This window comes from Terrihabitans soli, assembly GCF_014191545.1.
Classification (GTDB): domain Bacteria; phylum Pseudomonadota; class Alphaproteobacteria; order Rhizobiales; family Methylopilaceae; genus Flaviflagellibacter; species Flaviflagellibacter soli.
Map to the genome: position 1 here is coordinate 2,596,143 of NZ_AP023361.1, position 25,344 is coordinate 2,621,486.

General features: G+C 62.0%; 18 protein-coding genes. 14 read left to right on the forward strand and 4 right to left on the reverse strand.

All coding sequences use genetic code 11. The annotated features are described in order from the left end of the window. Window positions 1-108 precede the first annotated feature (108 nt). The 8 genes from IZ6_RS13555 to IZ6_RS13590 all read left to right on the forward strand — a co-directional run bounded on the left by IZ6_RS13555 (window position 109) and on the right by IZ6_RS13590 (window position 10,887). Window positions 109-2,226, forward strand: a complete 2,118-nt coding sequence (locus IZ6_RS13555; RefSeq protein WP_222875574.1) for a VTT domain-containing protein — start codon at window positions 109-111, stop codon at window positions 2,224-2,226. Next, window positions 2,223-2,918: an endonuclease/exonuclease/phosphatase family protein gene (locus IZ6_RS13560; RefSeq protein WP_222875575.1), complete on the forward strand. Its 696-nt coding sequence runs from the start codon at window positions 2,223-2,225 to the stop codon at window positions 2,916-2,918. The genes IZ6_RS13555 and IZ6_RS13560 overlap by 4 nt, the downstream gene beginning before the upstream one ends. 97 nt (window positions 2,919-3,015) lie before the next feature. Continuing rightward, the gene (locus IZ6_RS13565; protein ID WP_222875576.1) at window positions 3,016-4,770 is read left to right on the forward strand and encodes an ATP-binding response regulator; all 1,755 of its coding nucleotides are present in this window, start codon (window positions 3,016-3,018) and stop codon (window positions 4,768-4,770) included. Beyond that, window positions 4,748-5,479: a response regulator gene (locus IZ6_RS13570; protein ID WP_222875577.1), complete on the forward strand. Its 732-nt coding sequence runs from the start codon at window positions 4,748-4,750 to the stop codon at window positions 5,477-5,479. Before IZ6_RS13565 ends, IZ6_RS13570 begins: the two co-directional genes overlap by 23 nt. Before the next feature lie 162 nt (window positions 5,480-5,641). Then, window positions 5,642-6,016, forward strand: a complete 375-nt coding sequence (locus tag IZ6_RS13575) for a hypothetical protein (RefSeq protein ID WP_222875578.1) — start codon at window positions 5,642-5,644, stop codon at window positions 6,014-6,016. Window positions 6,017-6,499: 483 nt separating this feature from the next. After that, on the forward strand, window positions 6,500-8,797 hold the full coding sequence (locus IZ6_RS13580) for a sensor histidine kinase (protein ID WP_222875579.1): 2,298 nt from the start codon (window positions 6,500-6,502) through the stop codon (window positions 8,795-8,797). An 8-nt stretch (window positions 8,798-8,805) separates the two neighbouring features. Further along, window positions 8,806-10,398, forward strand: a complete 1,593-nt coding sequence (locus IZ6_RS13585; RefSeq protein ID WP_222875580.1) for an ABC transporter substrate-binding protein — start codon at window positions 8,806-8,808, stop codon at window positions 10,396-10,398. A gap of 60 nt (window positions 10,399-10,458) precedes the next feature. Further along, window positions 10,459-10,887: an OsmC family protein gene (locus IZ6_RS13590; protein ID WP_222875581.1), complete on the forward strand. Its 429-nt coding sequence runs from the start codon at window positions 10,459-10,461 to the stop codon at window positions 10,885-10,887. Here the strand turns inward: IZ6_RS13590 and IZ6_RS13595 are convergent, their stop codons facing one another. The 3 genes from IZ6_RS13595 to copM form a co-directional block, all read right to left on the reverse strand. After that, window positions 10,888-11,451 carry a GDYXXLXY domain-containing protein gene (locus IZ6_RS13595; RefSeq protein ID WP_222875582.1) on the reverse strand — a complete coding sequence of 188 codons (564 nt, stop codon included), beginning with the start codon at window positions 11,449-11,451 and terminating at the stop codon, window positions 10,888-10,890. Then, window positions 11,448-12,758 (reverse strand): DUF2157 domain-containing protein, encoded by a 1,311-nt coding sequence (locus IZ6_RS13600; RefSeq protein WP_222875583.1) that lies wholly within the window; start codon window positions 12,756-12,758, stop codon window positions 11,448-11,450. The genes IZ6_RS13595 and IZ6_RS13600 overlap by 4 nt, the downstream gene beginning before the upstream one ends. Before the next feature lie 74 nt (window positions 12,759-12,832). After that, window positions 12,833-13,186, reverse strand: a complete 354-nt coding sequence (gene copM, locus IZ6_RS13605; protein WP_222875584.1) for a CopM family metallochaperone — start codon at window positions 13,184-13,186, stop codon at window positions 12,833-12,835. 142 nt (window positions 13,187-13,328) lie between these two features. On the opposite strand from copM, the gene IZ6_RS13610 reads away from it, so the two are divergent. Together IZ6_RS13610 and IZ6_RS13615 are read left to right on the forward strand one after the other, a co-directional pair. Next, window positions 13,329-15,674 carry a heavy metal translocating P-type ATPase gene (locus IZ6_RS13610; RefSeq protein ID WP_222875585.1) on the forward strand — a complete coding sequence of 782 codons (2,346 nt, stop codon included), beginning with the start codon at window positions 13,329-13,331 and terminating at the stop codon, window positions 15,672-15,674. Between the two features lie 113 nt (window positions 15,675-15,787). After that, a complete protein-coding gene (locus IZ6_RS13615; protein ID WP_222875586.1) occupies window positions 15,788-18,244 on the forward strand; it encodes a glycogen/starch/alpha-glucan phosphorylase in 2,457 nt (818 codons plus the stop codon). Between the two features lie 34 nt (window positions 18,245-18,278). Here IZ6_RS13615 and IZ6_RS13620 read toward each other — a convergent pair whose 3' ends face one another. Then, on the reverse strand, window positions 18,279-19,151 hold the full coding sequence (locus tag IZ6_RS13620; protein ID WP_222877638.1) for a polyprenyl synthetase family protein: 873 nt from the start codon (window positions 19,149-19,151) through the stop codon (window positions 18,279-18,281). Window positions 19,152-19,387: 236 nt separating this feature from the next. Between IZ6_RS13620 and IZ6_RS13625 the strand changes: the two genes are divergently transcribed. The 4 genes from IZ6_RS13625 (at window position 19,388) to hpnH (ending at window position 25,298) form a co-directional block, all read left to right on the forward strand. After that, window positions 19,388-22,063, forward strand: a complete 2,676-nt coding sequence (locus IZ6_RS13625; protein ID WP_222875587.1) for an MMPL family transporter — start codon at window positions 19,388-19,390, stop codon at window positions 22,061-22,063. Between the two features lie 18 nt (window positions 22,064-22,081). Then, entirely contained in the window at window positions 22,082-23,131 is a 1,050-nt protein-coding gene (locus IZ6_RS13630) for an NAD-dependent epimerase/dehydratase family protein (protein ID WP_222875588.1), read from the forward strand. Between the two features lie 22 nt (window positions 23,132-23,153). Next, on the forward strand, window positions 23,154-23,621 hold the full coding sequence (locus IZ6_RS13635; RefSeq protein WP_222875589.1) for a DUF2141 domain-containing protein: 468 nt from the start codon (window positions 23,154-23,156) through the stop codon (window positions 23,619-23,621). A 456-nt stretch (window positions 23,622-24,077) separates the two neighbouring features. Then, window positions 24,078-25,298 carry an adenosyl-hopene transferase HpnH gene (gene hpnH, locus IZ6_RS13640; RefSeq protein ID WP_222875590.1) on the forward strand — a complete coding sequence of 407 codons (1,221 nt, stop codon included), beginning with the start codon at window positions 24,078-24,080 and terminating at the stop codon, window positions 25,296-25,298. The last annotated feature ends 46 nt before the right edge of the window (window positions 25,299-25,344 follow it).

Genomic DNA, 25,344 nt, shown 5'->3' on the forward strand with positions numbered 1-25,344 from the left:
CCTGTCACATTGCTCGGGGCGGCTTAACTTTCATAGGATTAAATACACACGGCACCTTCGGCGGGTTTTGGCGTTTAGGACATGATCATTCCTTTTCAGCGGAACCTCATGACCCTCTTCACCCCCGGCCGAAATGTCTGGAATGTCGACCGTGCGGAGCGCGCCAAGGTGCTGATCGACGCGGCGCCCTATTTCGGCGCGCTGCGCGAGGCGCTCAAAAAAGCCCGCCACACTGTTTTCGTCATCGGCTGGGACATCAACAGCCGCGTGCCACTGGTCGGCGAGAGCGGCTGCGCCGAAGACGGCTATCCCGAACCGTTCTGCGAGTTCCTGTGCGCCCTGATAAAGGAGCGCCCGAACCTTCAGATCAATATTCTTCTCTGGGACTTCTCGGTTCTCTATTCGACCGAGCGCGAAATTTTCCCGGCGCTCAGTCTTGGCTGGAAGATGCCCGAGCGCATCCAGCTATGTCTGGACGACGCCCTGCCCTTGGGCTCGGCCCATCACCAGAAAATCGTCGTGATCGACGATTGCCTGGCCTTTTCCGGCGGGCTCGACATCACCCACCGCCGCTGGGACACCTGCGAACACGACTTCGACAATCCCAAGCGCAAGGACACGGCCGGCAAGCCCTACCGGCCCTTCCACGATGTGCAGATGATGGTCGACGGGCCGGCGGCAAAACGCATCGGCGAGCTGGCGCGCATCCGCTGGAAGCGCGCGACGCTCGAAAGCGTCCACGATGTGCGCGAATGCAGCGACTGCTGGCCGGAGGCGATCGAGGCGGATTTCCGCAATATCGATATCGGCATTTCGCTGACCCAGCCGCGCTACGATCAGATCCCCGAGCAAGATGAGGTCGAGCAGCTGTTTCTCGATTCCGTCGCTCTTGCCGAGCGCACGATCTATATCGAAAACCAGTTTCTGACCCGGCTCAATGTCGCCGAGCGCATCGCCGAGCGCATGCGCGAAAAGCCGGAGCTTGAGGCCATTTTCATCGCCCCGCACACGCATGAAAGCTGGATCGAGGCGCGCACGATGCGCATCGGCCGCATCGCCTTCCGGAAGATTTTCGACGCGCCGGACTTAGAAAACCGCGTGCGCTTTCTCTATCCGAAAGTCGTCTGCGGCGAGAACGTCACCGACACCATGGTCCATTCCAAGGTGATGATTATTGATGACGTGTTCCTGCGCGTCGGCTCGGCCAATCTCAACAACCGGTCGATGGGCACGGACACCGAATGCGATCTGTCCATTGAGGCCGCGGACGATGAGACACGCGCGGTCATTGCCCATCTGCGCGACACACTGCTCGCCGAACATTGCGGCGTCACCGCCAAAGACATCGCGGCAAGCCTGAAAGAAACGCATTCGCTGCTGAAAACCGCCGACACGCTGACGGCGCGCGGTCATTCTTTGTGCCCGGTCGAGGATGGCGAACCCGATCCGAAGGAGATAGCGGCCGCCGTGACCGCCGTTGCCGATCCCGAACGCACGGTCGGCATCGAGACCTTCATCACCCATCTGATGGGCGAGCGCGTGCCCTACCGTCACATCTCGCACAGCATTCAGGTCGCCATCGGCTGCCTCATTGTCATCGCGCTCGTGCTCGCCTGGCGCTACACGCCGCTATCCGAGCTGACAGATCCCGACACGCTGCGCTCCCATGCCGTCGCCGTCGCGGAAAGTTATTGGGGACCGGTCCTCGTTATCGGCGTCTTCGTCGCCGCAGGCTTTGTGCTCTTTCCGCTGACCATTCTCATCGCCGTTACCGCCGGGGCGTTCGGTCCGTGGCTCGGGCTCATCTATGCCGCCGCAGGCGCCGTCGCGAGTTCGCTGACGACCTATCTTGTCGGCGCGCGCGTCGGCAAATCGGCCCTGCGCAAATTTGTCGGTCCGAGGCTCAATCGCGTGACGCGCCGCGTCGCCGAAAAGGGCGTACTCGCGGTCGCGGCTGTCCGCCTCGTGCCGGTCGCGCCCTTCACGGTCGTCAATCTCGTGGCCGGCGCCAGCGGCATCCGCTTCACCGATTTTCTGATTGGCACGGCGCTTGGCCTTCTGCCCGGCCTCATCGTTCTGTCCTCGCTCGGCAATCAGATCTTCCGCGTGCTCGCCGATCCGAGCGTTGCCGACGTCTTCCTGTTCATTGCACTCGTCGTCGGCTGGGTCTGCCTGTCCTTCGGACTTCAGCTCTTTGTCACGCGGATACGAGGCGCCCGCGCGTGAATGTGCGTGTTCTGACCTGGAACATTCAGGGCGGGCGGATCGGCAAAGCCGGCCGGTCCGACCTCGCGCCGGTCGTCGGGCTCATCCGGCGCTGGGAGCCGGACATCGTCGCCTTGCAGGAAGTGGATTCCCGCCGGTGCGCTCCGGGGGATGCGCCGGCCTTCACCTTCATTACCCAGCAGCTCGGCTTTCATGCCGTCGAGGCCAAGACCATCATTGCCAAAGACGGCGGTGAATACGGACAGATGCTGTCGAGCCGCTGGGCTCTGGCACGGACCGAAGTTCACGACATTTCTGTCCCCCACCGCGAACCGCGCCGCGCCATCGAGGCGGAGATCGACACCCCAGCGGGCCGCGTCCTGGTTTTCGCCTCGCATTTCGGCCTGACCTTCGGCGAGCGCCGCAAGCAGGCGGAAACCGTGGCGCGGCTGGCGGCGAAAAGCCGGCATCCGGCGATCGTGCTTGGCGATTTCAACGACTGGACGCGGCACGGGGCAGTTCAGAAGGCCCTGTCCGGCGGCTTCCCGGCTTTGACCCAGCACCGGACCTGGCCGAGCTTCTTTCCAGTCATGCGGCTCGACCGGGTGTTCTGCCGCCCAGCTTCCGCCCTCCGCAACAGCCGTACGGACCCCGAAGGGGCCCGATTTTCCGACCACCTGCCCATTATCGCCGACATAAATTTGGCCGTTTGAACCTTTGCACTCCCTGACTCGACCAATTTAGAGAAACCCGGCACAAACTCATTGTTGCGTCGTGGAAAATAAGGGAAAATAGGCCTATAGGCTGGGCATGGCGCAAAGCGAATTTATCCTACTCGTCGACGACGGGCCCGAACCGCCGTCGCTACCGCTTGCGCGGTGGAAGGTCGCCGTCATTGACGACGACCCTGCCGTGCATAGCGGCACGCGCTTCGCGCTGCAGGATTATCAGCTCAACGGAAGACGGCTCGAACTTCTGCCCGCGCATTCGGCGCGCGAAGGTCGCGAGCTTCTCAAGGCACATCCCGACATTGCGGTCATTCTGCTCGACGTCGTGATGGAGCATGACTCCGCGGGTCTCGAACTCGTCGAATACATCCGCACCGAACTGAAGAACGAAATCTGCCGCATCATCCTGCGCACCGGCCAACCGGGCCAGGCACCCGAGCGCCGCGTGATCGTCGATTACGATATCAACGACTACAAAGCGAAAACCGAACTCACCGCCGACAAGCTCTTCACCGCGATGACGGCGGCGCTACGCAGCTATGAGCAGCTCAAGCGCCTGACCGAGACGCGCCGCGGCCTCGAGATCATCGTCGAGGCGGCTTCCGATGTTTTCGAAACGGGCTCGCTGAATAAATTTTCCGAAGGCGTTCTTACTCAGCTCTCTTCGCTGATCGATGCCGATTGCGCCGGCATGCTGGTGCTGCGCGAGGAAAGCGACAATTCCGATTTCCGTGTTCTCGCTGGCTCCGGCACCTATCGCGATTTTGCGACTATCGAGCGCCGAGCGGCCATCACGCGCGATCTCAGCCAGCTGATCGAACGCGCCTTCTCGGACCGCAAACATTCCTTCCTCGACGGCCGCACGCTTTTGTATCTGCGCACCGCGAGCGGCCGCGAGATCGTCGTTTTGCTCGACGCGACCAAACATCTGTCGGACACCGATCGCGCGCTTGTTGAAGTGTTCTGCAGCCGCCTCGCCATCGCCTTCGACAATGTGTCGCTTTACGACCAGCTGCAGGAAGCCAACGCAAATCTCGAACAGCGCGTCGAAATCAGAACGCGCGAGCTTTCGACCGCCAATGAGCGGCTCGAGCTACAGTGGTCGCGCCTGCGCACCGCTGCGACCTTTAAGAGCGAAGTTCTCGGCACCGTCGCGCACGATCTGAAAAATCCGCTCGCGGTCGTGCTTGGCCGCACGGAGATGCTCACCGAATTTCTGTCCATGTCGCCGCTCCCCGCCGAACAGGCCGAGCAGCAGATCAGCCATATCCGCAAAGCGGTGCATCGGCTGATCGAGATGATCGACAGCCTGATCGGCGATGCGATGAAGGATGCGGACAATATCGCGCTGCGCCATGATCATTTCGACTTGGCAAAACTCGTCGCGGAAACGGTCGAGGCCAACCGGACGCTCGGCGAGCGCAAGGAACAAACGATCACGCTGACTGCGCCGGACGAACTCATGACCTGGGGCGATGCCGACCGCCTGCGCGAGGCGATCGACAATCTTCTGTCCAACGCCGTGAAATACTCACCGCTGAAGGGCGAGATTCTGGTCGATGTGATCGGTGATCAGGAAGGCGCCGTCGTCTCGATCTCGGATTCGGGCCCCGGCCTGTCGCCGGAAGACGAAGGCCGACTGTTCGGCCGCTTCCAGCGCCTGTCGGCCAAGCCCACCGGGGGCGAAAGCTCGACCGGTCTTGGACTATCCATCGTCAAGCGAATCGTCGATTTGCATGGCGGCGCCATCCTGGTCGATAAAGGCCCCCTTGGCGGCGCCCGTTTCACCCTGTCGCTGCCTCACAGACGGGCCCATGAGTCAGAATCAAACCCATAAGATCGTAGTCGTCGACGACGAGGCTGCGGCCCGCGACATGATCGGCGATTATTTGAAGCTGCACGGCTTCGTCGTGACGCTGTGCGACGGCGGCCCGGCTCTGCGCGCGCATGTCAAGAAGGACACGCCCGATCTCGTCGTCCTCGATCTCAACATGCCGGAAGAAGACGGCCTGTCGCTGATCCGCTTCCTGAAGCAGGAAAAGCCGCGCCTTCCCGTGATCATGCTGACGGCGACGGCAAGCCCGATCGACCGCGTCGTCGGCCTCGAACTTGGCGCCGACGACTATCTGGCAAAGCCCGCGGAACTGCGAGAACTTCTCGCCCGCATCCGTTCGGTCCTGCGCCGCAGCGCCGGCGGGGGAGCAGCAGCCGGCGGCGGCACTGCCTCGGAAACCGTCAAGATCGGGACCAAATGGCTCGATATGGCGAGCCGCACGCTGCGCGATGAAAAAGGCGAGGAACACCCCCTCACCAATTCGGAATTCACGCTCCTGAAGGCCTTCGCCGACCACCCCAAAAGAGTGCTGTCCCGCGAGCGCCTTCTGGACCTTGCCAATGCCCGCGATGCGGATGCTTTCGACCGCGCGATCGACGTGAGAATCACAAGAATTCGCAAGAAGATAGAGCCCGACCCCGGCAATCCGCGGGTGATCCGCACGGTGCGCGGCGCCGGCTACGTCTTCTCCCCCGACGAAAAAGACATCTGAGGGCCGAAAACGGCCAATTGTTTCTTCCCGAGGGGTGGGAAGAAACATTTCTCGCAATCTTGAAACCTCATTCCTTAACGCGCGCAAACCTCCCGAAATGGTGAGCCCCTAAAACGGTTTCATCGAAGTGGGGCCAAGAACTGGCCTCGGGGAGACGGGACAATGAACCACCTGGCCAAAAACTCACTCGTTCAGGCAGCTGCCCTGACGGTCGTTTGGGTCGTTGCGTGCAGCTTCACCACCCTGACCACGGCGGCCCCCGCCAAGGTCGAGGCCCGTCACCCGGACATGGCCGTCGCCCAGGCGTTCGATGCAATCGGACAGTCGGGCATCCGCCACGAGATCGGTGCCAAGAAGGGCGATCTGCTGGTTCAGCAGAACTCCTGCCAGACCTGGCCCTACGTCGCGTCCGAATGCCTGACCGGCAAGGCCGCGGCCCGCAAAGTTTCCCGGACAATCACCATCGAGAATCGTACGAGCGCACAGAGCTCGGCTCTCATCCGGGTTGTCGCCGAGCCGCAGATGGCGGCGCGGTAAGTTTTCGAGGTCGAGCGGGACCATCAAGGTCGGTTCCGCCCGTGAGGTTTTGATGAACGGATACGTACTGGTTTTGGCTCTCGTCTCAGCGCTCGCTCTGTTTGCGGGTGTGAGTGCCTTCGGCGGTACGTGCGCAGATATGCTCGAGATTTCAGCCGGCTTTGCCCTCGGTACCGGCGTTGTCTCGAAGCATGAAGGCGAGCCTGCTCCGGCTTCCCCCCCCACCCCCCCGCCGGAGCAGGCCCCCGCCACCCTTCTTTCCTCCGCCCGCTCATCTGAGCGTCCACCGCCCGGGTATCCGCCCGGGCTTTTGGCCGTCTGATCGACGGCCGTTCCGGGGGGAACCAGGTGCTCGCAAACAGCTTTCTCGACGATCTGGCGGCCGAAACGGCCGCTGAAGGCGTTTCGCGTACGGGTTCCTCAACCGGTGGAGTTGCAACCCCTGACGGTCCGGGCAAAGCTCCGCGCCGAGGTGTGGGTGGCATGCGTATCGGACCGAAAATTCTTCTCGTCGGCGCGATTCCGATCGCGATCGCGGCGGTTATTGCGGTCGCCGCCTGGATGCTGCTCGGCCAGGCCGACCGCGCGCGCCAGGGTGCGGTTCTCGCCGGCGCCTTCTACCGGAATTTGAGCCTCGCGGTCGCCGCGCGCGACGACTATGTGAAGGCGCGCCCGGACGAGCGTATCAAGCATCTGTCGGAATTTGCGAGCTTTGCTCAGCAGGCGCAGAACGACATGAACGCGCTGATCTCCTTTGCCGGCGACCGCGCGCAGCAATCCAAAATCGATGAAAGCCGCGATGCGCTGAGTCTGTTCATGCGCCGTATGGCCGAATATGTACAGGCGACCGACCGCAACGATCTTGCCGCCGCCAGCATGGCCGAACGTGCGGCAAGCTTGATCGCCCTGACCGATCAGGCCCGTGCCCGCCAGCATGCCTCCAATCAGGACATCATGGCCTCGCTGACCGACCGCGACCGCAAAGTGCGGTTTGCACGCGAGATCGTCGACAAGGCGCAGGAACTCATCACCGGCATCGATGCTGTCGAGCTGCATTTCGCGCGCGCGCCGCAGGACCAGAAGACCGGCGACTACCAGCTCACCCGCCTGATGCAGATCGCCAACGAACTCTCGAAACTCCTGAAAGAGGCGGGCCGCACCAACAGCGCCGAAGAACTGCCGGCGCTCGTCGCCTCTTATGACGCCGCAATCCGCGCGAGCGGCGGCAAGCCCACCGAGGCCAGCAAAAAACTGACCGACTGGTCCGATCGTCTTTTGAAAGTGCATTCGAGCGAGCGCCGCAAACTGCACGACGAAGTTGCCGAGCTTCTGACCTATTCGGTTCAGGCCAACGAGATCGACCAGGCGACGCAGAACATCGCGATCGAGACGTTGAAACTTGGACAGTCAACGACCAAAGCCCTCACCGACCGCGACCAGGACGAGACCAACCGCATTCTGCAGCAGAGCAATAATCTCTCGCGCCGCGTTGCCTCCCTGCCGATCTCGCCGCTTATCCAGTCGGAAATGGTCGATGCGATCGATCAGTGGCGCAACGCGCTTTCGGGCACGGAAGACGCGCTCTCGACGCAGAACCAGATGATCTCGGACATGGACCGCAGTGCGACCTCGCTGCTCGACCGTGCGCGCGATCTGAACGATGATTTCACACGGTTCGCCAACAGCATTTCGGACTGGGTGCGCTCCATACTCATTGCCGGCGCGGCGATCGGCGTTCTGGCTGGCGCCATCCTTGCGATCGTTGTCGCCCGTTCGATTACCCAGCCGCTCGGCAGCCTCAAGACCCGCATGATGGAGCTCGCCAACGATCCGTTCGCGGGACCGGTTGCCGAGGGCGACCGGCGCGACGAACTCGGCGAAATGGCGCGCGCCGCCAATTTCTTCGTCACCGAAATCGGCCGCCGCGAACATGCGCTGCGGCGCGCCAAGGAACGCGCCGACACCGCGCTTGCGGATCTCAGACAGACGCAGGACGATCTTATTCAGTATGAAAAGCTCGCTTCGCTCGGCCAGCTCGTCGCCGGTGTCGCCCACGAGATCAACACGCCGGTCGGCATCGCGCTGACGACCGCGACCTCGATGAGCTCCGAGGCGAAAGAGTTCGGCGATGCGGCCGCCTCGGGCCGCCTCCTGCGCTCCGAATTCGAGCGCTTCGTCGCCCGCATCAAGGAAGGCACGCAGCTTCTGCAGACCAATCTCAACCGCGCCGCCGAACTCGTTTATTCGTTCAAACAAGTTGCCGTGGATCAGACGAGCGGCGAACGGCGCACCTTCCCGCTCGACAGCTGGCTCAACGAACTTCTGACCTCGCTCGGCCCCGTGCTGCGCAAGACCGGCCATGAAGTGAAGATCGAATGCCGGGAAGGCCTGACAATGGACACCTATCCCGGCGCGCTGGCGCAGGTCGTCACCAATCTCGTGATGAACGCCGTCTCGCATGCTTATGACGAGGATCAGGCGGGCCATATGGTGCTGCGCGTCGAAGAGCAGCGGAGCGGCTGGCTGCGCATGACCTTCAAGGACGACGGCCGCGGCATTCCGCCGGAAAATCACGAGCGCATTTTCGAGCCCTTCTTCACCACGGGACGCGCGCACGGCTCGACGGGCCTTGGCCTTCACATCGTCTACAATCTCGTGACCAACAGCCTTCAGGGCCGCATCGATCTCGAAAGCGATGTCGGCAAAGGCACGACCTTCATTATCGACCTTCCGAAAAGCGTGGCTGATGCCGCGCCCCAGAAACACTTCGCAACCGCGTGAGACAGATTATGCTGAAAACATCGCTGTGCACTGCCGCGCTTTTTGCGGCGCTGACTTTCTCCGCCAACGCAAAGACCCTCGTCTTCTGCTCGGAAGGAAATCCGGAAGCGATCAATCCGCAGATCGTCACGACGACCACCGGCATGAATGCCGGCCGCCCGATCTTCAACAATCTCGTCGAGTTCGAACCGGGCACGACGGTCATCAAACCCTCGCTCGCCAAGACCTGGGAGATTTCGGCCGACGGCACGGAATATGTGTTCCATCTGCGCGAGGGCGTGAAGTTTCATTCCAACGCCGTGTTCAAGCCGACACGCACGGTCAATGCCGATGACGTGATTTTCTCGCTCGAGCGCCAGTGGAAGATGGATCATCCCTTCCACAATATCTCCGGCGCGAAATACGATTACTTCAAGGATATCGGCATGCCCGAAATCCTGAAGGGCATCGAGAAGATCGACGATATGACGGTCAAGATCGTACTGACGCGCGCCGAAGCGCCGTTCCTCGCCAATCTCGCGATGGACTTCAATGTCGTCCATTCGGCGGAATATGCCGATCAGATGCTGAAAGCCGGAACGCCGGAAAAGCTCGACACGGAACCCGTCGGCACCGGCCCGTTCCAGTTTGTCTCGTATCAGAAGGACGTTTCGATCCGCTACAAAGCCAATCCGGACTATTGGGCGGGCGTCCAGCCGATCTCAACGCTTGTGTTTTCGATTACGCCGCATGCGGGCGTTCGCCTCACAAAACTCAAAGCAGGCGAATGCCATGTCATGGCGTTCCCCGACCCGCATGATGTCGAGGCCATCAAGACCGAACCGAATTTGAAGCTGCTGAGCCAAGAAGGACTTAACATCGGCTATATGTCGCTCAATGTGACGAAGCCGCCGCTCGACAATCTCAAAGTGCGCCGCGCCATCAACATGGCGATCGACAAGGCCTCGATCATGGAAGCGGTCTATCGCGGTGCCGGCGTGATCGCGAAAAACCCGATCCCGCCGACCATGTGGTCCTATAATGACGACATCAAAGACTATCCTTACGATATCGAAGGCGCCCGCAAGCTGATGGCGGAGGCGGGGCTTTCCGGCGGGTTCGAGACCGATCTCTGGTACATGCCGGTGAGCCGTGCCTACAATCCCGACGGCAAGCGCGTCGCCGAACTCATCCAGATCGATCTCGCAAAGATCGGCATCAAGCTCAATCTCGTCACCTATCCGTGGGACGAATACCGCTCGAAGCTGCAGCAGGGCGAAGCGCCCATGGCGCTGTTCGGCTGGACCGGCGACAACGGCGATCCGGATAATTTCCTCAACGTGCTTCTCGGCTGCACCGCAGCGCGCATCGGCGGCAACAATGTCGCCAAATGGTGCGACAAGGACTACGACGAGCTCATCACCAGGGCGAAGGCGACGTCCGATCGCACCGAGCGCGAAAAGCTGTACCGCAAGGCGCAGGAGATCGTGAAGCGCGAGGCGCCCTGGGTGCCGATCGCCCATTCGGTCGTCTTCACGGCAACGCGTAAAAATGTCCAGAACTACAAGATGGACCCGCTCGGCCGTCATCCCTTCGAAGGCGTCGATCTCTCCGACGACTAGAAGAACCGCATCCCGGTCCCTATGTGCCATTCCATGGGGTGGCGCATAGGAGTCTCCAATATGAGCAAGACCGAAGGATCTGCCGTCTGGTCAGGCGGGATTAAAGACGGCAAAGGCGCCATCTCTACGAAAAGCGGCGCGCTCAAAGACTATCCCTATGGCTTTGCCAGCCGCTTCGAGGGCAAGCCCGGCACCAACCCCGAAGAACTGATCGGCGCAGCCCATGCGGGCTGTTTCACCATGGCGCTGTCTCTGATCCTCGGCGAGGCCAAGCTCACCGCCGAGCGCATGGAAACGAAAGCCGAAGTGACGCTGGAAAAAGTCGAGGACGGCTTTGCCATCACCGCCGTGCATCTGACATTGCGCGCCAAAGTTCCCGGCGCGGACGATGCGAAGTTTCAGGAACTTGCCGGCAAGGCCAAAGCCGGATGCCCGGTGTCGAAACTTCTCAATGCCGACATCACGCTTGATGCAAAGCTAGAGTCCTGATCAGAACATCGTCTCTTCGTATTTGACTTCGCCATCGACGCGCAGGCGCTTCAGCGCCGCGCGTCCGTTGTCGGACACCGCGACATCGACCTGGATGCGCTGGTCGTTGCGGAGCGTTTCGAGTTCGAGCCCCTCGCCTTCCGGCACGAAGAATTTCTCGAGATTGTAATCGACCGAGAGGACGCTGCAGTCCTTCTCGCAGCCCGAGGGCGTCGACCAGTACGAGATGTCGCCGCGGACCGCGATTTTGCCTTCCGGCTTTTCGCGCCACACGCCGACGGGTTTGTAGACCTCACCGTCCTGCGCAAGTTCGACATAAACCGGCGTCGAATAATCAAAATCGCTGTCGCCGCCGAGCTCGGCGAGATCGAGCTGCGACATCGGATAGGACAGGATCACGTAATCGCCGCGCAGAAAATCGCGCGGATCGACCGGGATCACGTTGAGCCGCACTTCCGTGCCGTTGGCGAGCTGCGAGGCGCGCGCGACGAGCATATAGCCGAGAAGACCCGCCTGAACGGCAAAGGCGATGGCAAAGCCCACAAGCGATGTGCGGCGGATCATGCTGCAGCTCCCGCGGTCTTTACTGCGAGCCGCTTATCGAGACGGAAGAGAAGGAAGGCGAGCGCAATGAAGAGGACGCCGCCGACGAGGAAGGCAAGAGCCGTGTCGATGAGGCTGCCGAGCGTCACCGCATAGAGGTAGAGAACCTCAGCACCGAAGGCAAACAGGCCGAGCTTGTTGCCGATGGGGTGGCCGGCATGGCCGAGCGATATCCACCACAGGGCGCCGAGAATGACGACCGTGCCGGCGGCAAGGCGGCCGCCGAAATCGTCCGCATCGTTCCAGAGGCCGATGCAGATCACGGCGCCGCCGAGCGCGGCGACCGCCGCGACATCGACAAAGCGCAGAGCACCGCGCTGCTGGGCCAGTCCGGCGAGAACGAGCGCCGCGACAAGGGACGCTACGGCAATGCCGATCCAGACCGTGTTGTCGCTGCCCGACGAGAACTCAAGCGCGACCTGCAGGAAACCCGCGGCGAGTATGAAGCCGCCGAGCGCCGGCGTCAGGAGATCGTGCCCCATCTTGATGGTGCGCGGGGCTTTGTCTTTCGGCAGCGTCGTCATCGCAAGACCCGCCGTCCATACGGTCAGCGCGATGCAGGCGAGCATCGCCATATAGCCCTGCGCGGGCCAGTTATAGGCCGAGCCGAGATGCATGGTGGTCACGACGATCCAGAAGCCGAGGGCAAGAATGGCGGCAACGCGCGCCATCCGGCTGTCGAGCCAGACGGCAATCGAGCCGCCGATGAGAACGGCAAGAAGACCGCCGAAATGCGGACCGATCTTGCTTTCAACCGTGACGACCCAGGTCCAGTAGACCGCGCCCGCGAGCGCCAGCACGGTGCCTGAGACGGAGCGTGTGAGCAGAGCGGCCGCCAGCGCGCCGACCAGCCAGAGCAGGATCGCATCCGCAAATTCGCCGGCCATATGATAGGTCTGGCCGACAAGGGCGATGCCGGCGGCGAACGCAAATCCGCCGAGCAGCACAGCCGCATCGGCAAAACGCGGCAGATTGCGGCTCTGCAGGAAAGCGCCGCCGCCATAGGCCGCGCCGATCAGCGCGACGAGAAGCAGGAAGCGGAAGAATCTCGGCATGTAGTCCCAGTTCGCCCCGACAAAGGCGAAGATGCCGAAACCGATGAGCAAGGTGCCGAGGACGGCGACCACCGCCGCAAGGCCAAAGCCCGGCGCGTGACCAGCCGGAAGCGAGGCCAGAATGGCCGCCTCGCCGTCTTTGGTGATCCAGCCCTTGTCGCGCCAGCCGGGAAGGTCCTCGGCAAGGCGCTTCTTATATTTTGAGTCGTTCATGGTGCGCGGGTGTAAGCGCCGCGCATTTCGCCAGTGTTTCACCCGCGTTTCGCGCGGTTTTATTTATCCGGCCTCTATTTGGCGTTTTTGGCGAGCCAGTCCTTCATCTCGGCGATCTCCTTCGTCTGCGCCTCGATGATCTGGCGGGCGAGCGCCTTGCGGCTTTCGTCCTTGCCGAATTTCAGCTCGGCCTCGGCCATATCGATCGCGCCCTGATGGTGCGGGATCATCATGCGGACGAAGTCGACATCCGGATTGCCCGAGGGCTTCACCGCGCCCATATCGACGCTCATTTTTTCATGCGCTTTCATCTGCGCCGCATAGGCCGGATCGCCCACAGGCGCCGCATGGCCGCCATGGGCGCCGTGATCTTGAGCGAAAGCAGTACCCGTCATGGCAAGACTGAGTGCGAAGACATATTTAAGCATAGGTGGTCTCCTTCCCGCTCCTTGATCTAAACCATGGACACGCTCCGCCAAGGCGGCTTTATGCCGTGGCGCGCCGTCTTGACCTTACCCTTGGGGCAAACACCATGTTTGCGGCGGGACGGACATACCCGCCGGTAAAGAGATGCACAGCCACGATCATAACGCCCATTCCTCCTGCTGCAGCGGCCACGCGACGAAACCACAGGCCGACACGGTGAAAGACCCGGTCTGCGGCATGGACGTGGATCCGCACACCGCCAGGCACCGGACAGAGCACCACGGCCGCCCTTATTATTTCTGCTCAGCGGGCTGCAAGGCGAAGTTCGAATCAGATCCCGAAAAATATCTCTCGCCGCGCGAGGCCGAGCCGGTGCGTCCGGGCGCGATCTATACCTGCCCGATGCATCCGGAGATCCGGCATGAAGGTCCCGGCTCCTGCCCGATCTGCGGCATGGCGCTCGAGCCGCTGGAGATCACGGCGGACGCCGAGCCCAATCATGAACTGATCGATTTCACACGGCGATTTTGGACCGGGCTTGTGCTGACGCTGCCCGTTTTCGTGCTGGAAATGGGCTCGCATCTGTTCGGACTTCGGCTTCTCGATCCGCAGACCTCGAGCCTCGTTCAGTTCGCGCTCGCAACACCGGTTGTTGCCTGGGCGGGCTTTCCGTTCTTTCAGCGGGCCCGGGCCTCGCTCGTCTCGCGCAATCTCAACATGTTTACGCTGATCGCGATGGGCACCGGCGTCGCCTGGATCTACTCGACTGTCGCGACCTTTGTCCCCGGTGTTTTTCCGGACACGTTCCGCGGCCATCACGGCGAAGTCGGCGTTTATTTTGAAGCCGCCGCCGTCATTACGGTTCTGGTTCTTCTCGGCCAGATTCTCGAATTGCGCGCCCGGGAAGCCACGGGCGGCGCGATCCGAGCTCTGCTCGATCTTGCGCCGAAAACCGCGCGCCGCATCCGCAGCGATGGCACCGATGAAGATGTCGCGCTCGACCGGATCGCCGCGGGCGATCTTCTGCGCGTCAGGCCGGGCGAGAAAGTGCCGGTCGACGGCGTCGTCACCGAGGGAAGATCGTCGCTCGATGAATCGCTCGTCACCGGAGAAAGCATGCCCGTGACGAAAGAGATCGGCATGCGCGTCATCGGCGGCACGTTGAACCAGACCGGCGCGCTTGTTCTCAAGGCCGAACATGTCGGCCGCGACACGGTTCTCGCGCGCATCGTGCAGCTCGTATCGGAAGCACAGCGCAGCCGCGCGCCGATCCAGCGCCTCGCCGATCAGGTTGCGGGCTGGTTTGTGCCTGCCGTCATTCTCGCCGCGCTCATCGCCTTTGCCACCTGGGCCGTGTTCGGGCCCGAGCCGCGCTTTGCCTACGGGCTTGTTGCAGCCGTGGCCGTGCTCATCATCGCTTGCCCCTGCGCCCTCGGACTTGCGACGCCGATGTCGGTCATGGTCGGCGTCGGCCGCGGCGCACGCGCCGGCGTACTGATCAAGAACGCCGCGGCACTCGAGCGTCTTGAAAAAGTCGACACGCTCCTGATCGACAAGACCGGCACGCTGACCGAAGGCAAGCCTGCCGTCATCGCCATCCGCACCATTGAGGGCTTCGACGAAAACGAAATCCTTCGGCTTGCCGCAAGCGTTGAGCGCGCGAGCGAACACCCGCTCGCCTCCGCCATCGTCAAAGCCGCCTCCGACCGCAAACTCGCGCTGTCCGATGTTCAGGGGTTCGATTCGCCCGTCGGCAAAGGCGCGCTCGGTACGGTCGGCGGAAAATCCGTCGCCATCGGCCATGCGGCATTTCTCAAAGAAGGAAATGTCGATACGGCACCGCTGGCCGAAGAAGCCGATGCGCTGCGCCGTGAGGGCGCGACGGCGATCTTTATCGCTATCGATGGCCGTCCGGCAGGGATACTCGCGATTGCCGACCCGGTGAAAGCGACGACGCCCACCGCGCTGAAAGATCTGCGCGCTCAGGGTCTGCACATCGTCATGCTAACCGGCGACAACCAGACGACCGCCAAAGCCGTGGCAAGCAAGCTCGGGATCGACGAAGTGCGCGCGGAGGTTCTGCCGGATCAGAAGAGCCGCATTGTTCGCGAGTTCCGCGACAAAGGCCGCGTGACGGCCATGGCCGGCGACGGCGTCAACGATGCGCCCGCGCTTGCCGAGGCCGATGTCGGCATTGCCATGGGTACCGGCACCGATGTCGCCATCGAAAGCGCCGGAATCACGCTTCTCGGCGGCGATCTTGCCGGAATCGTCAAGGCGCGGCGCCTGTCGGAGGCCGCCATGGCCAATATCCGGCAGAACCTGTTTTTTGCGTTTGTTTATAATGCCGCAGGCATACCCATCGCCGCCGGCGCCCTATATCCGCTCTTCGGCGTTGTCCTTTCGCCGGTCATCGCGGCAGCGGCCATGGCCCTGTCATCGGTTAGCGTTATCGGGAACGCATTGAGACTGCGTTCACTGCATCTCTGATCCTCTTGATACGGCATGGCGATTGCTTGTTTCAGGAGACTGAAACGGGAAAGATGGGTATGGAAGGCAGCGTTTGAGCCTTTCGCCCGACATGGTGGTTGCAAGGGAGCGCAATGCTGCAGACCAACACGGCCGGCACATCGGACTACGAACAGGCCATTGCCGAGGCCAAAGCCGCCATCATTGCCAAAATGACCCTTTCGGTCGGCAAGGACCCCGGTTACGCGACTGATCGCGACTGGTTCGTGGCGACCGCTCTCGCGGCCCGCGACCGCGTCACCCACCGCTTCCTCGGCGGTAAAAGGGCCAGCAAGGCCGACGGCAAAAAGCGCGTCTATTATCTCTCCCTCGAATTCCTGATCGGCCGGCAGCTCACCGACGTTCTCTATAATTTCGAGCTCTACGACATTTTCCGCGCCGCGCTCGGCGATCTCGGCGTCGATATCGAACGCGTGCGCGAAGCCGAACCCGATGCCGCGCTCGGCAATGGCGGTCTCGGCCGTCTCGCCGCCTGCTTCATGGAAAGCATGGCAACGCTCGGCATCCCCGCTTACGGCTACGGCATCCGCTACGATCACGGGCTTTTCCGCCAGGTCATCAAGGACGGCTGGCAGCAGGAATTTCCGGAGACCTGGCTGGAGAACGGCACGCCTTGGGAGTTTCTGCGCTCCGACGTCACTTACGACATCCGTTTCGGCGGCTCGGTCGAAACGAAAACGGTCAACAACGTCCCGCGCTTCATCTGGCATCCGAGCGAAGTCGTACATGCCGTGGCGTATGATACGCCAATCGTCGGCTGGCGCGGTTCCAATGTGAACCCGCTGCGCCTGTGGTCGGCGCGCGCCGCGGATCCGATTGCGCTGTCGCTCTTCAACAAAGGCGACCATGTCGGCGCCCTGTCCGATCAGGCGCGCTCGGCGGCGATCTCGAAAGTTCTCTATCCGAGCGATGAGACGGCCGCCGGCCAGGAGCTGCGCCTCAGGCAGGAATATTTCTTCGTCTCCGCCTCGCTGCAGGATCTCATCAACCGCCACATCCGCATTTACGGCGATCTTTACTCGCTGCCCGACCGCGCGGCGATCCAGCTCAACGACACGCATCCGGCAGTCGCTATCGCCGAGATGATGCGCATCCTGCTGGACGATCACAATCTGCGCTGGGACGAAGCCTGGCGCATCACATCGAGCACGTTCTCCTACACCAATCACACGCTGCTGCCGGAAGCGCTGGAAACCTGGCCGCTACCGCTGTTCGAGCGGCTTTTGCCGCGGCATCTGCAGATCATCTACTTCATCAACAATCTGCATCTCGAAGCGACGAAGAAGAATTTCCCGAACGAGCCGGAGCTTCTGTCTTCCGTCTCGATCATCGACGAGCGCGACGGACGGCGGCTGCGCATGGGCCAGCTTGCCTTCATCGGGTCGCACACGATCAACGGCGTTTCGGCGCTGCACACCGATCTGATGAAGGAAACGACCTTCCGCGATCTCAACCGCGTCTACCCCGGCCGCATCCAGAACAAAACCAACGGCATCACCTTCCGCCGCTGGCTGCAGCAATCCAATCCGGGGCTGACGAAACTTCTCTGCGAGGTCTGCGGCGAGGAAGTTCTCGACAAGCCTGAACTCATCAAGCGGCTCGAAGAGCATGCCGACGATCCGGCGCTGCAGCAGCGCATCGCCAAGATCAAACGAGCCAACAAAGTCGTGCTGTGCAAGATCGTCACCGACCGCCTTGGCTTCCGTGTGGAAGCGGATTCGCTGTTCGACGTGCAGATCAAGCGTCAGCACGAGTATAAGCGCCAGCTTCTCAATCTGCTCGAAACCGTCGCTCTTTATGATGCGATCCGCTCGAACCCCACGGCGGACTGGGCACCGCGCGTCAAGATTTTCGCCGGCAAGGCTGCCGCGAGCTATGTCGCGGCAAAGCTCATCATTAAACTCGCCAACGATATCGCCAAGACCGTCAACAACGATCCGAGCGTTCAGGGCAAGCTGAAAGTCGTCTTCCTGCCGAACTACAATGTGTCGCTGGCGGAGAAGATCATTCCTGCCGCCGATCTCTCCGAGCAGATTTCGACCGCCGGCATGGAAGCGTCGGGCACCGGCAATATGAAGCTTGCGCTGAACGGCGCACTGACCATCGGCACGCTCGACGGCGCCAATATCGAGATCAAGGACAATGTCGGCGACGACAACATCTTCATCTTCGGGCTCACCGCTGCCGAAGTCGAAGAGAGAAAGCGCGCCGGCGCGCCGACGGCCACCGACAATATCGCTGCCTCGCCGATGCTGCGGCAGGTGCTGGATGCGATCGGCGGCGGCGTCTTTTCGCCCGACGATCCGAACCGCTTCAAGCCGATCATCGACGGGCTGCGCAGCCAGGACCGTTACATGCTGACCGACGATTTCGACTCGTACTGGGCCGCACAGCGGCGCGTCGACGAATTGTGGAACCAGCCGGAAAAATGGACCCGCGCGGCCATCGTCAACATCGCCAATATGGCGTGGTTCTCGTCCGACAGGACGATCGCCGAATATGCCGAGCAGATCTGGAAAGTGCCGGTTTAATCCTGCGCTGATCGCCCAGCGCAGGATTTAAGAATTACCGGTCTCTGTTGGCGACGAAACGCGCGGCTTCGCGCAGCGTTGCCGCCTTTTCGCCGAAGCCCTCAAGCGCGCCTTCGGCTTCATGGACGAGATCGCCGAGGCGCTTCCTCGCTGCGTCCTTGCCCCAGAGCCGCACAAGCGTGCCCTTGCCCATCGCCGCGTCTTTGCCGGTCGCTTTGCCGACCGTCGCGGCATCGGCCTCTTCGTCCAACAGGTCGTCAGCGATCTGGAAAGCCTGGCCGAGTGCGCGACCATAGCGGCCGAGCTGTTCGCGTTCGGCTTTGCTGGCGCCGCCGATGATCGCGCCCATATCGACACCCGCCATCAGCAGCGCGCCGGTCTTCATCGCCTGAAGACGCAGGATCTGCTTGTCGTCGAGCTGAAGCGGCTTGCCGTCCGGATGGAAGCGGCCTTCGGCCTCGAGATCGAGAAGCTGACCGCCGACCATGCCGCCGAGGCCTGAGGCGCGGGCGAGCGTTTTGACCAGCGACACGCGGACCAGAGGATCGGCCGAGGTCGGCTCGTCGGCGAGAATGTCGAAGGCGTAGGTCAGAAGCGCATCGCCGGCGAGGATCGCCGTCGCTTCATCATATTTCTTGTGCGTCGTCGGTTTGCCGCGGCGCATATCGTCATTGTCCATCGCCGGCAGATCGTCATGGACGAGGCTGTAGCAATGTACGCATTCGATGGCGGCGGCGGCGCGCAGGACGCCCTCACCCTCTTTGCCGAACAGCTTGGCCGTCTCTATAACAAGGAAGGGCCTCAGCCTCTTGCCGCCGGCCAGCGCCGCATAGGTCATGCTGTCAGTGACGCGCGCCGGGCGGAGAATCTCGCCCGGAAGAGTCTTTTCGCCAAACAGGTCCAGCATGACCTTATCGACCGTTTTGGCCGCGTCGGTGAGCTGCGTCGCAAAGTCCGCTAGTTTCAAGTCCTCACACCTTTCGGATCATCTTGGCCCAATGGTAGACACAATTGGGTCCCAGAGGGGCCCGCGCGGGCATCTGGCTCGCGGGCAACTTGGCTGAATGGCCAATGTGATGGCAATACCAGCCCCTTCATAACATTAATTCTAATCCCCCACCCCGGTCTGGCGGAGTAGCGCAAATGCGGAAATTGGGCGAGCGCATTCTTTTGACCACCGCGACGCTGTGCGCGCGGCGGCCCTGGCTCGTTATTGGCGTCAGCGCGGCCATCACGGTGCTCGCCGGCTGGTATTCGACCAAGCTCGGGGTCGATACCTCGACCGACAACGTCCTGGCCCATTCCCTGCCCTTCAAGCAGCATGACGCCGAATACCGGAAGGACTTTCCCAAGAAAGAAAGCTCCCTCGTCATCATCGACGGCCCCACAGGGGCCGATGCCGACAGCGCAGCCGACAATCTTGCGGTCCGCCTGAAGGCCCGCCCGGAGCTGTTCTCCGACGTCGAAGTACCTGGAACTGCAGAGTTTTTTACCAATAACGGCCTTCTGTACCTCGCCCCCGACAAGCTCCAGAACCTGCTCGGCCAGATCACCGGCGCGAAGGATCTCCTGACCTCCTTTGCCCGCGACCCCAGCCTTAGGGGCGTTGCCGATACCGTCTCGGACCAGGCCTCGTCCCGGAACAGCGAACAGGCGACCCGCCTCTACACCCAGCTCGGCGAGACGGCCACGGCCCGGGCCAATGACGAGGAACAGACGGTCGACTGGGTCTCGGTCCTCAATTTCGAGCGCCCCGGATCGCGGCCGGGCACCCGCCGTTTCGTCCTCGCCAAGCCCCTCCTCGACAACACCTCGCTCGACCGCGCCGGCCCCGCCCTCAACGCGCTCAACGAAGAGATCAAAGGAGTGCTCGAGGAAGAAACCCAGGGCATCAAGGTGCAGGTCACGGGCGATCCGTCGCTGCGCCAGCAGGAACTGAACGATGCCTTCAAGGGCGCGGTCGCCGCGTCCAGCCTGTCCTTCATTCTCGTCGCGCTCAGCCTCATCATCGGCATCCGTTCGGGCCGGCTGATCGTGACGCTCCTCATCGTGCTCGTGATCGGCGGCGTCTGGACGACGGGGCTTGCTGCTCTTTTCGTCGGCAATCTCAATCTCATCTCGATCGCCTTCATGGTGCTGTTCTTCGGCCTCGGCGTCGACTTCGGCACGCATATGGGCCTTCGCTTCCTCGAAGAACGCAAAAACGGCTTGCCCTTTGAGGGTGCGCTGAAGGCGTCGATGATGGAGGAAGCGCCCTCCATCGGTCTCTCGACGCTGTGCGCGGCGCTCGCCTTCCTGTCCTTCGTGCCGACGACCTATACCGGCCTTGCCGAGTTCGGCATCATTTCGGCGCTCGGCATGGTCGTCGCGTTTGTCGTGACGTTCACGCTGCAGCCGGCGCTGATGTCCGTCATGCCGCCGAAAGTGCCGAAATGGGGTAGTTACAATATCGGCGTCGGCGCCTTCATCAAGCGTCACCATATGGCGATCCTCGTCGTCTCCGCTCTCGTCACGGTCGGCGCGCTTTATGCGGCGAAGGATGCCCGGGTCGACGTAAACCCCCTTAATTTGCAGGATCCGAAGGCGCCGCCGGTCGTCGCCTATCGCGATCTTGCCAAGGATCCGGCGACCTCGCCCTATTCGCTGAATGTCGTCGCCGCCGATCAGGCCGATGCCGCGGCGCGCATCAAAAAGCTCGAAGTCATTCCCGGCGTGAAGAAGGTCGCGACCGCAAACGATTTCCTGCCCCAGGATCAGGAACCGAAGATTCAGGCGATCGAGCGTGCGGCCCGCACACTCGGCCCGGCCTTCATGACGGGTGAACCGCGCCCGGCACCGAACGATGCGCAACTGCGCCAGGCGTTCGCGAGCATCCTTGCCGCATCCGAACGCGCCGCCGACACCGCGCCCGAAGGCTCTGATCTCAAGACCGCGGCGGAAGCCTTCCGCGACGGCATGAAAGAGTTCGCGGAGAAGAAGGGCAGCGAGCCGGAAGCTCTGCAGGTCCTGCAGGAAGCTTTTGTCGGCTCGCAGACCGACATCGTCGACGGCCTGCGCTCGCGCCTGTCGCCGAAAGTCGTGACGCTCGCCGACCTCCCGGCGGAAGTGCGCGACGACTGGGTAACGGCCAATGGCCGCCTGCGTCTTCAGATTCAGCCGGACAGCGATATCGGCTCGCCGGAAGCTCTTGAAGACTTCGCCAACAAAATCTCCGCCGTCGAGCCGACGGCGACCGGCGTTCCGGCCAGCATCACAGGCGCGGGCAATGCCATTCAGTGGTCGTTCGCCGAAGCGATCGTTTACACCGTCATCGCGATCGCGCTCATCGTCGCCTTCCTGCGGCGCCGGCTGTCCGATGTGCTCCTGATCCTTGCCCCGCTCGCGGTCGCCTCGATCTGGACGGTGGGTGCCGCGGCCCTGCTCGACCTGCCCTTTAACTTTGCCAACGTTATCGTCATCCCGCTGCTGATCGGCCTCGGTGTCGCGGGCAGCGTGCATATCGTCGTCCGTGCACGCGAATTGGCCCATGAAAACAAAGGCAAAAAGCTGAAAGACCGGCTCGACGTCCTCGATACGTCGACCTCTCTGGCGGTTCTGGTGGCCCAGCTGAACACGGTTGCAGCCTTCGCCACACTCGCCATTTCCCACCATCAGGGGCTATACAGCATGGGTCTTCTGCTGGGGCTCTCGATCCTTCTTGTGGTGATCGTCTGTCTCGTCGTGCTGCCTGCGGGCATGATCGCCCTGCACCGGCCCGGCGTGATTGCAGAAGAGCTGGAAGCCGCGCCCGTCAAAGCTTCCCGTAAAAAGAAAGCGTAAGGACAGGCTCGGGAAGACATGGCAAAAGTTCTGGTGACCGGCGGCTGCGGATTTGTAGGCCGCCATCTCGTGGAAGAACTCGCCCGGCGCGGCGACGAAGTCCGCGTCATCGATATCTGCGAGCCGCCGCGCTTTGCCGACGGCGTCGAATACCGCCGCACGTCGATCCTCGATCCGGCCGGCGTCGAAGACGCGCTCGACGGGATCGATCGTCTGTACCACATCGCCGGCATCGCCCATCTGTGGACCTCAAAGCGCAAGAATTTCGACGACATCAACCGCCGCGGCGCCGAGACCGTGATCGGCGCGGCGATCCGCAAGGGCACGCCGCGTATCGTCCATTGCTCGACGGAATCGATCCTTCTGCCGCGCCGCCGTAACGGCCATGCGGTCAGCGAAGATCACGTCCTGCCGCTGAAGGATCTGCCCGGCCCCTATACGCGCTCGAAATATCTCGGCGAGCAGGCAGCCTTGCAGGCGGCGCGCGCCGGCGCCGATCTCGTCGTCGTCAATCCGACCGTTCCGGTCGGCGCGGGCGATGCGAACATGACGCCGCCGGCGATGATGATGGCGCTGTTCCTGAAGGGCGGCACGCCCTTCTTCCTCGATTGCATGCTCAATCTCGTCGATGTGCGCGATGTGGCGCAGGGCATTGTGCTGGCGGGCGACAAAGGCCGCGCCGGGGAACGCTATATTCTCGGCGGCGAGAACGTCGCTTTGCGCGAGCTGCTGAAACTCCTCGAACGGGAGTCCGGACGCAAAATGCCAAAGCGCACGATCCCGGGCAGCATTGCACTGACCGCCGGAATTGTGGGCGATCTTATTTCCCGGGTGACCAAGAAAGAGCCGCCGGCGACGCGCGAAGGCGTGCTCCTTGCTCTGCGCTCCGCGCCCTTCGACAGTTCGAAGGCCCGCCGCGAGCTCGGCTATGAGCCGCGCCCGGTCGAGGAGGCGCTGCGTGAGGAAATGGCCTGGCTCATCGACCGGCACGCCCCGACGAATAAAAGCGACGGTAAACGCGAGCTGCCAAGCTTTCGACATGAAGCCGGGGTTAAGTCGCAGAACTAGCTTGTCTTTGCGGGGAATAGAGATGAAGCGGTTTCTCTTCGCCTTCGGCGTCTTCTTGCTGGCTGCCCAGGCCGCATCGGCTCAGACTGCGGGCTCGACCGCGACGGTTATTATTACCGTCCATGGCGTCGAGGTCGGCAAAGGCTCGGTCAGCGTCGGCATCTGCGATACCGGCCTTGGCGGCGATCACTGCCCCGTCGGCGGCAAACAGGATTCGACGGCCGAGACCCTCGAATTCGTCTTCCAGAACATTCCGGCCGGCTCTTACGCTTTCGGCAGCCACCAGGACGTCAACAAGAACGGCCAGCGTGACGAGAACTTCCTTGGAATGCCCAAGGAGCCGGTCGCTCTCAGCAACAACGCTCTGGAAAAGATGATCCCAACCTTCGCCGATGCCCAGGTCGCCGTACTCGCGGGGCAGGAGAATCGGATCGATATGCAGCTTCAGATGTATGGAGCGAAGAAGGCTAAATCGGCCAACGCTCAGTAAAAATCCCATCAGGGTCTTGGGCCGTTTCGAATTAACGATCCAAGCCTTTCAAAACATGGCAGTTTTGCCACACCTTCCCGTTTTGTACTATTTGGCCTGATCTTTCTCCTAAGAGGACGATCTCTCTCGTGCCATATTTCCGGCTATAACCATGGGGCTGAAATCCTGTTGTCCAAGCAGGATTTCTTTGTTTTGAAGCGGTCGAAAATTTCGAACCGATCGAGACGGAGAACAGACCAATACGCAGTGGTGGGGCAACTGGTCGCGGAATGCGATCTCACCCCCTCTGGCACAGGTCTGGCATGATGGATTTTGTATACGTAGAGGGTTGAGTCCGCGTGGGGGCGACGCTCATCCCAGTCTCGGCTTCCTGCCGAGCATCCAGACCGGTCTGCGGCCGGTGCTGGTCATCCAAGGACAGCGCTAAAAGCGCATAGGTTTAGGAAGGAGCCGCTTGTGGGCATCCCGCTGAAACAGATCATCGACGTCGGCAGCTATATCGTAAAGAAAGAGCTGTCCGGCACCAAGCGCTACCCCCTCGTGCTGATGATGGAGCCCCTGTTCCGCTGCAATCTTGCATGCGCGGGCTGCGGCAAGATCGATTATCCCGATGAGATTCTGAACAAGCGCATCTCCTATGAAGATGCGATGGACGCGGTCGACGAATGCGGTGCGCCGGTCGTCGTGATCGCCGGCGGCGAGCCGCTGATCCACAAAGAGCTTCCGCAGATCGTGCGCGGCATCATGGCGAAGAAGAAATACGCCATCGTCTGCACCAACGCGATCCTGCTCGAAAAGAAGATGGATGAATACGAGCCGAGCCCGTACTTCACCTGGTCGATCCATCTCGATGGCGACAAGGAAATGCACGACAAGTCGGTGTGCCGTAACGGCATCTACGACAAGGCCGTGGCTGCGCTCAAAGAAGCCAAGCGCCGCGGCTTCCGCGTCACCATCAACTGCACCTTCTTCCAGAATGCCGATCCGGAGCGTGTTGCGACCTTCTTCGACGAAGTGACCGCGCTCGGCGTCGACGGCATGACGGTGTCGCCCGGCTACGCTTACGAGCGCGCGCCGGACCAGAAGCACTTCCTGAACCGCCAGACGACGAAGAACATCTTCCGCACGGTCTTCGCGAAGGCCAAGGGCAAAGGCTGGCAGTTCAACCAGTCGACCATGTTCCTCGACTTTCTCGCGGGCAATCAGAGCTATTCGTGCACGCCGTGGGGCAATCCGACCCGCACCGTATTCGGCTGGCAGAAGCCCTGCTACCTCCTCGGCGAAGGCTATGCAAAGACCTTCAAGGAGCTGATGGAAGACACGAACTGGGACAATTACGGCGTCGGCAATTACGAAAAGTGCGCCGACTGCATGGTCCATTCGGGCTTCGAAGCGTCGGCCGTGCGCGACACGATCCGCCGTCCGTGGAAGGCGGCGATGGTCTCGCTGTTCGGCATCAAGACGACCGGCCCGATGGCGCCGGAAATCCCGCTGACCAATCAGCGTCCCGCCGAATACGTCTTCTCGCGCAACGTCGCGCAGCAGCTTGAGACGATCAAGACGAACAACAAGTCGACCTCGGTCGACGACGAGGACCATCAGGATCTGATGCGCACGCCCGATCCGGTCACGGGCAAGCCGTCGGTTCCGACCTCGAACGTGTCGTCCGCCGCCTAACCGGCGCCCGATCGAAATTGAAAAGCCCGGCTTCGAGCCGGGCTTT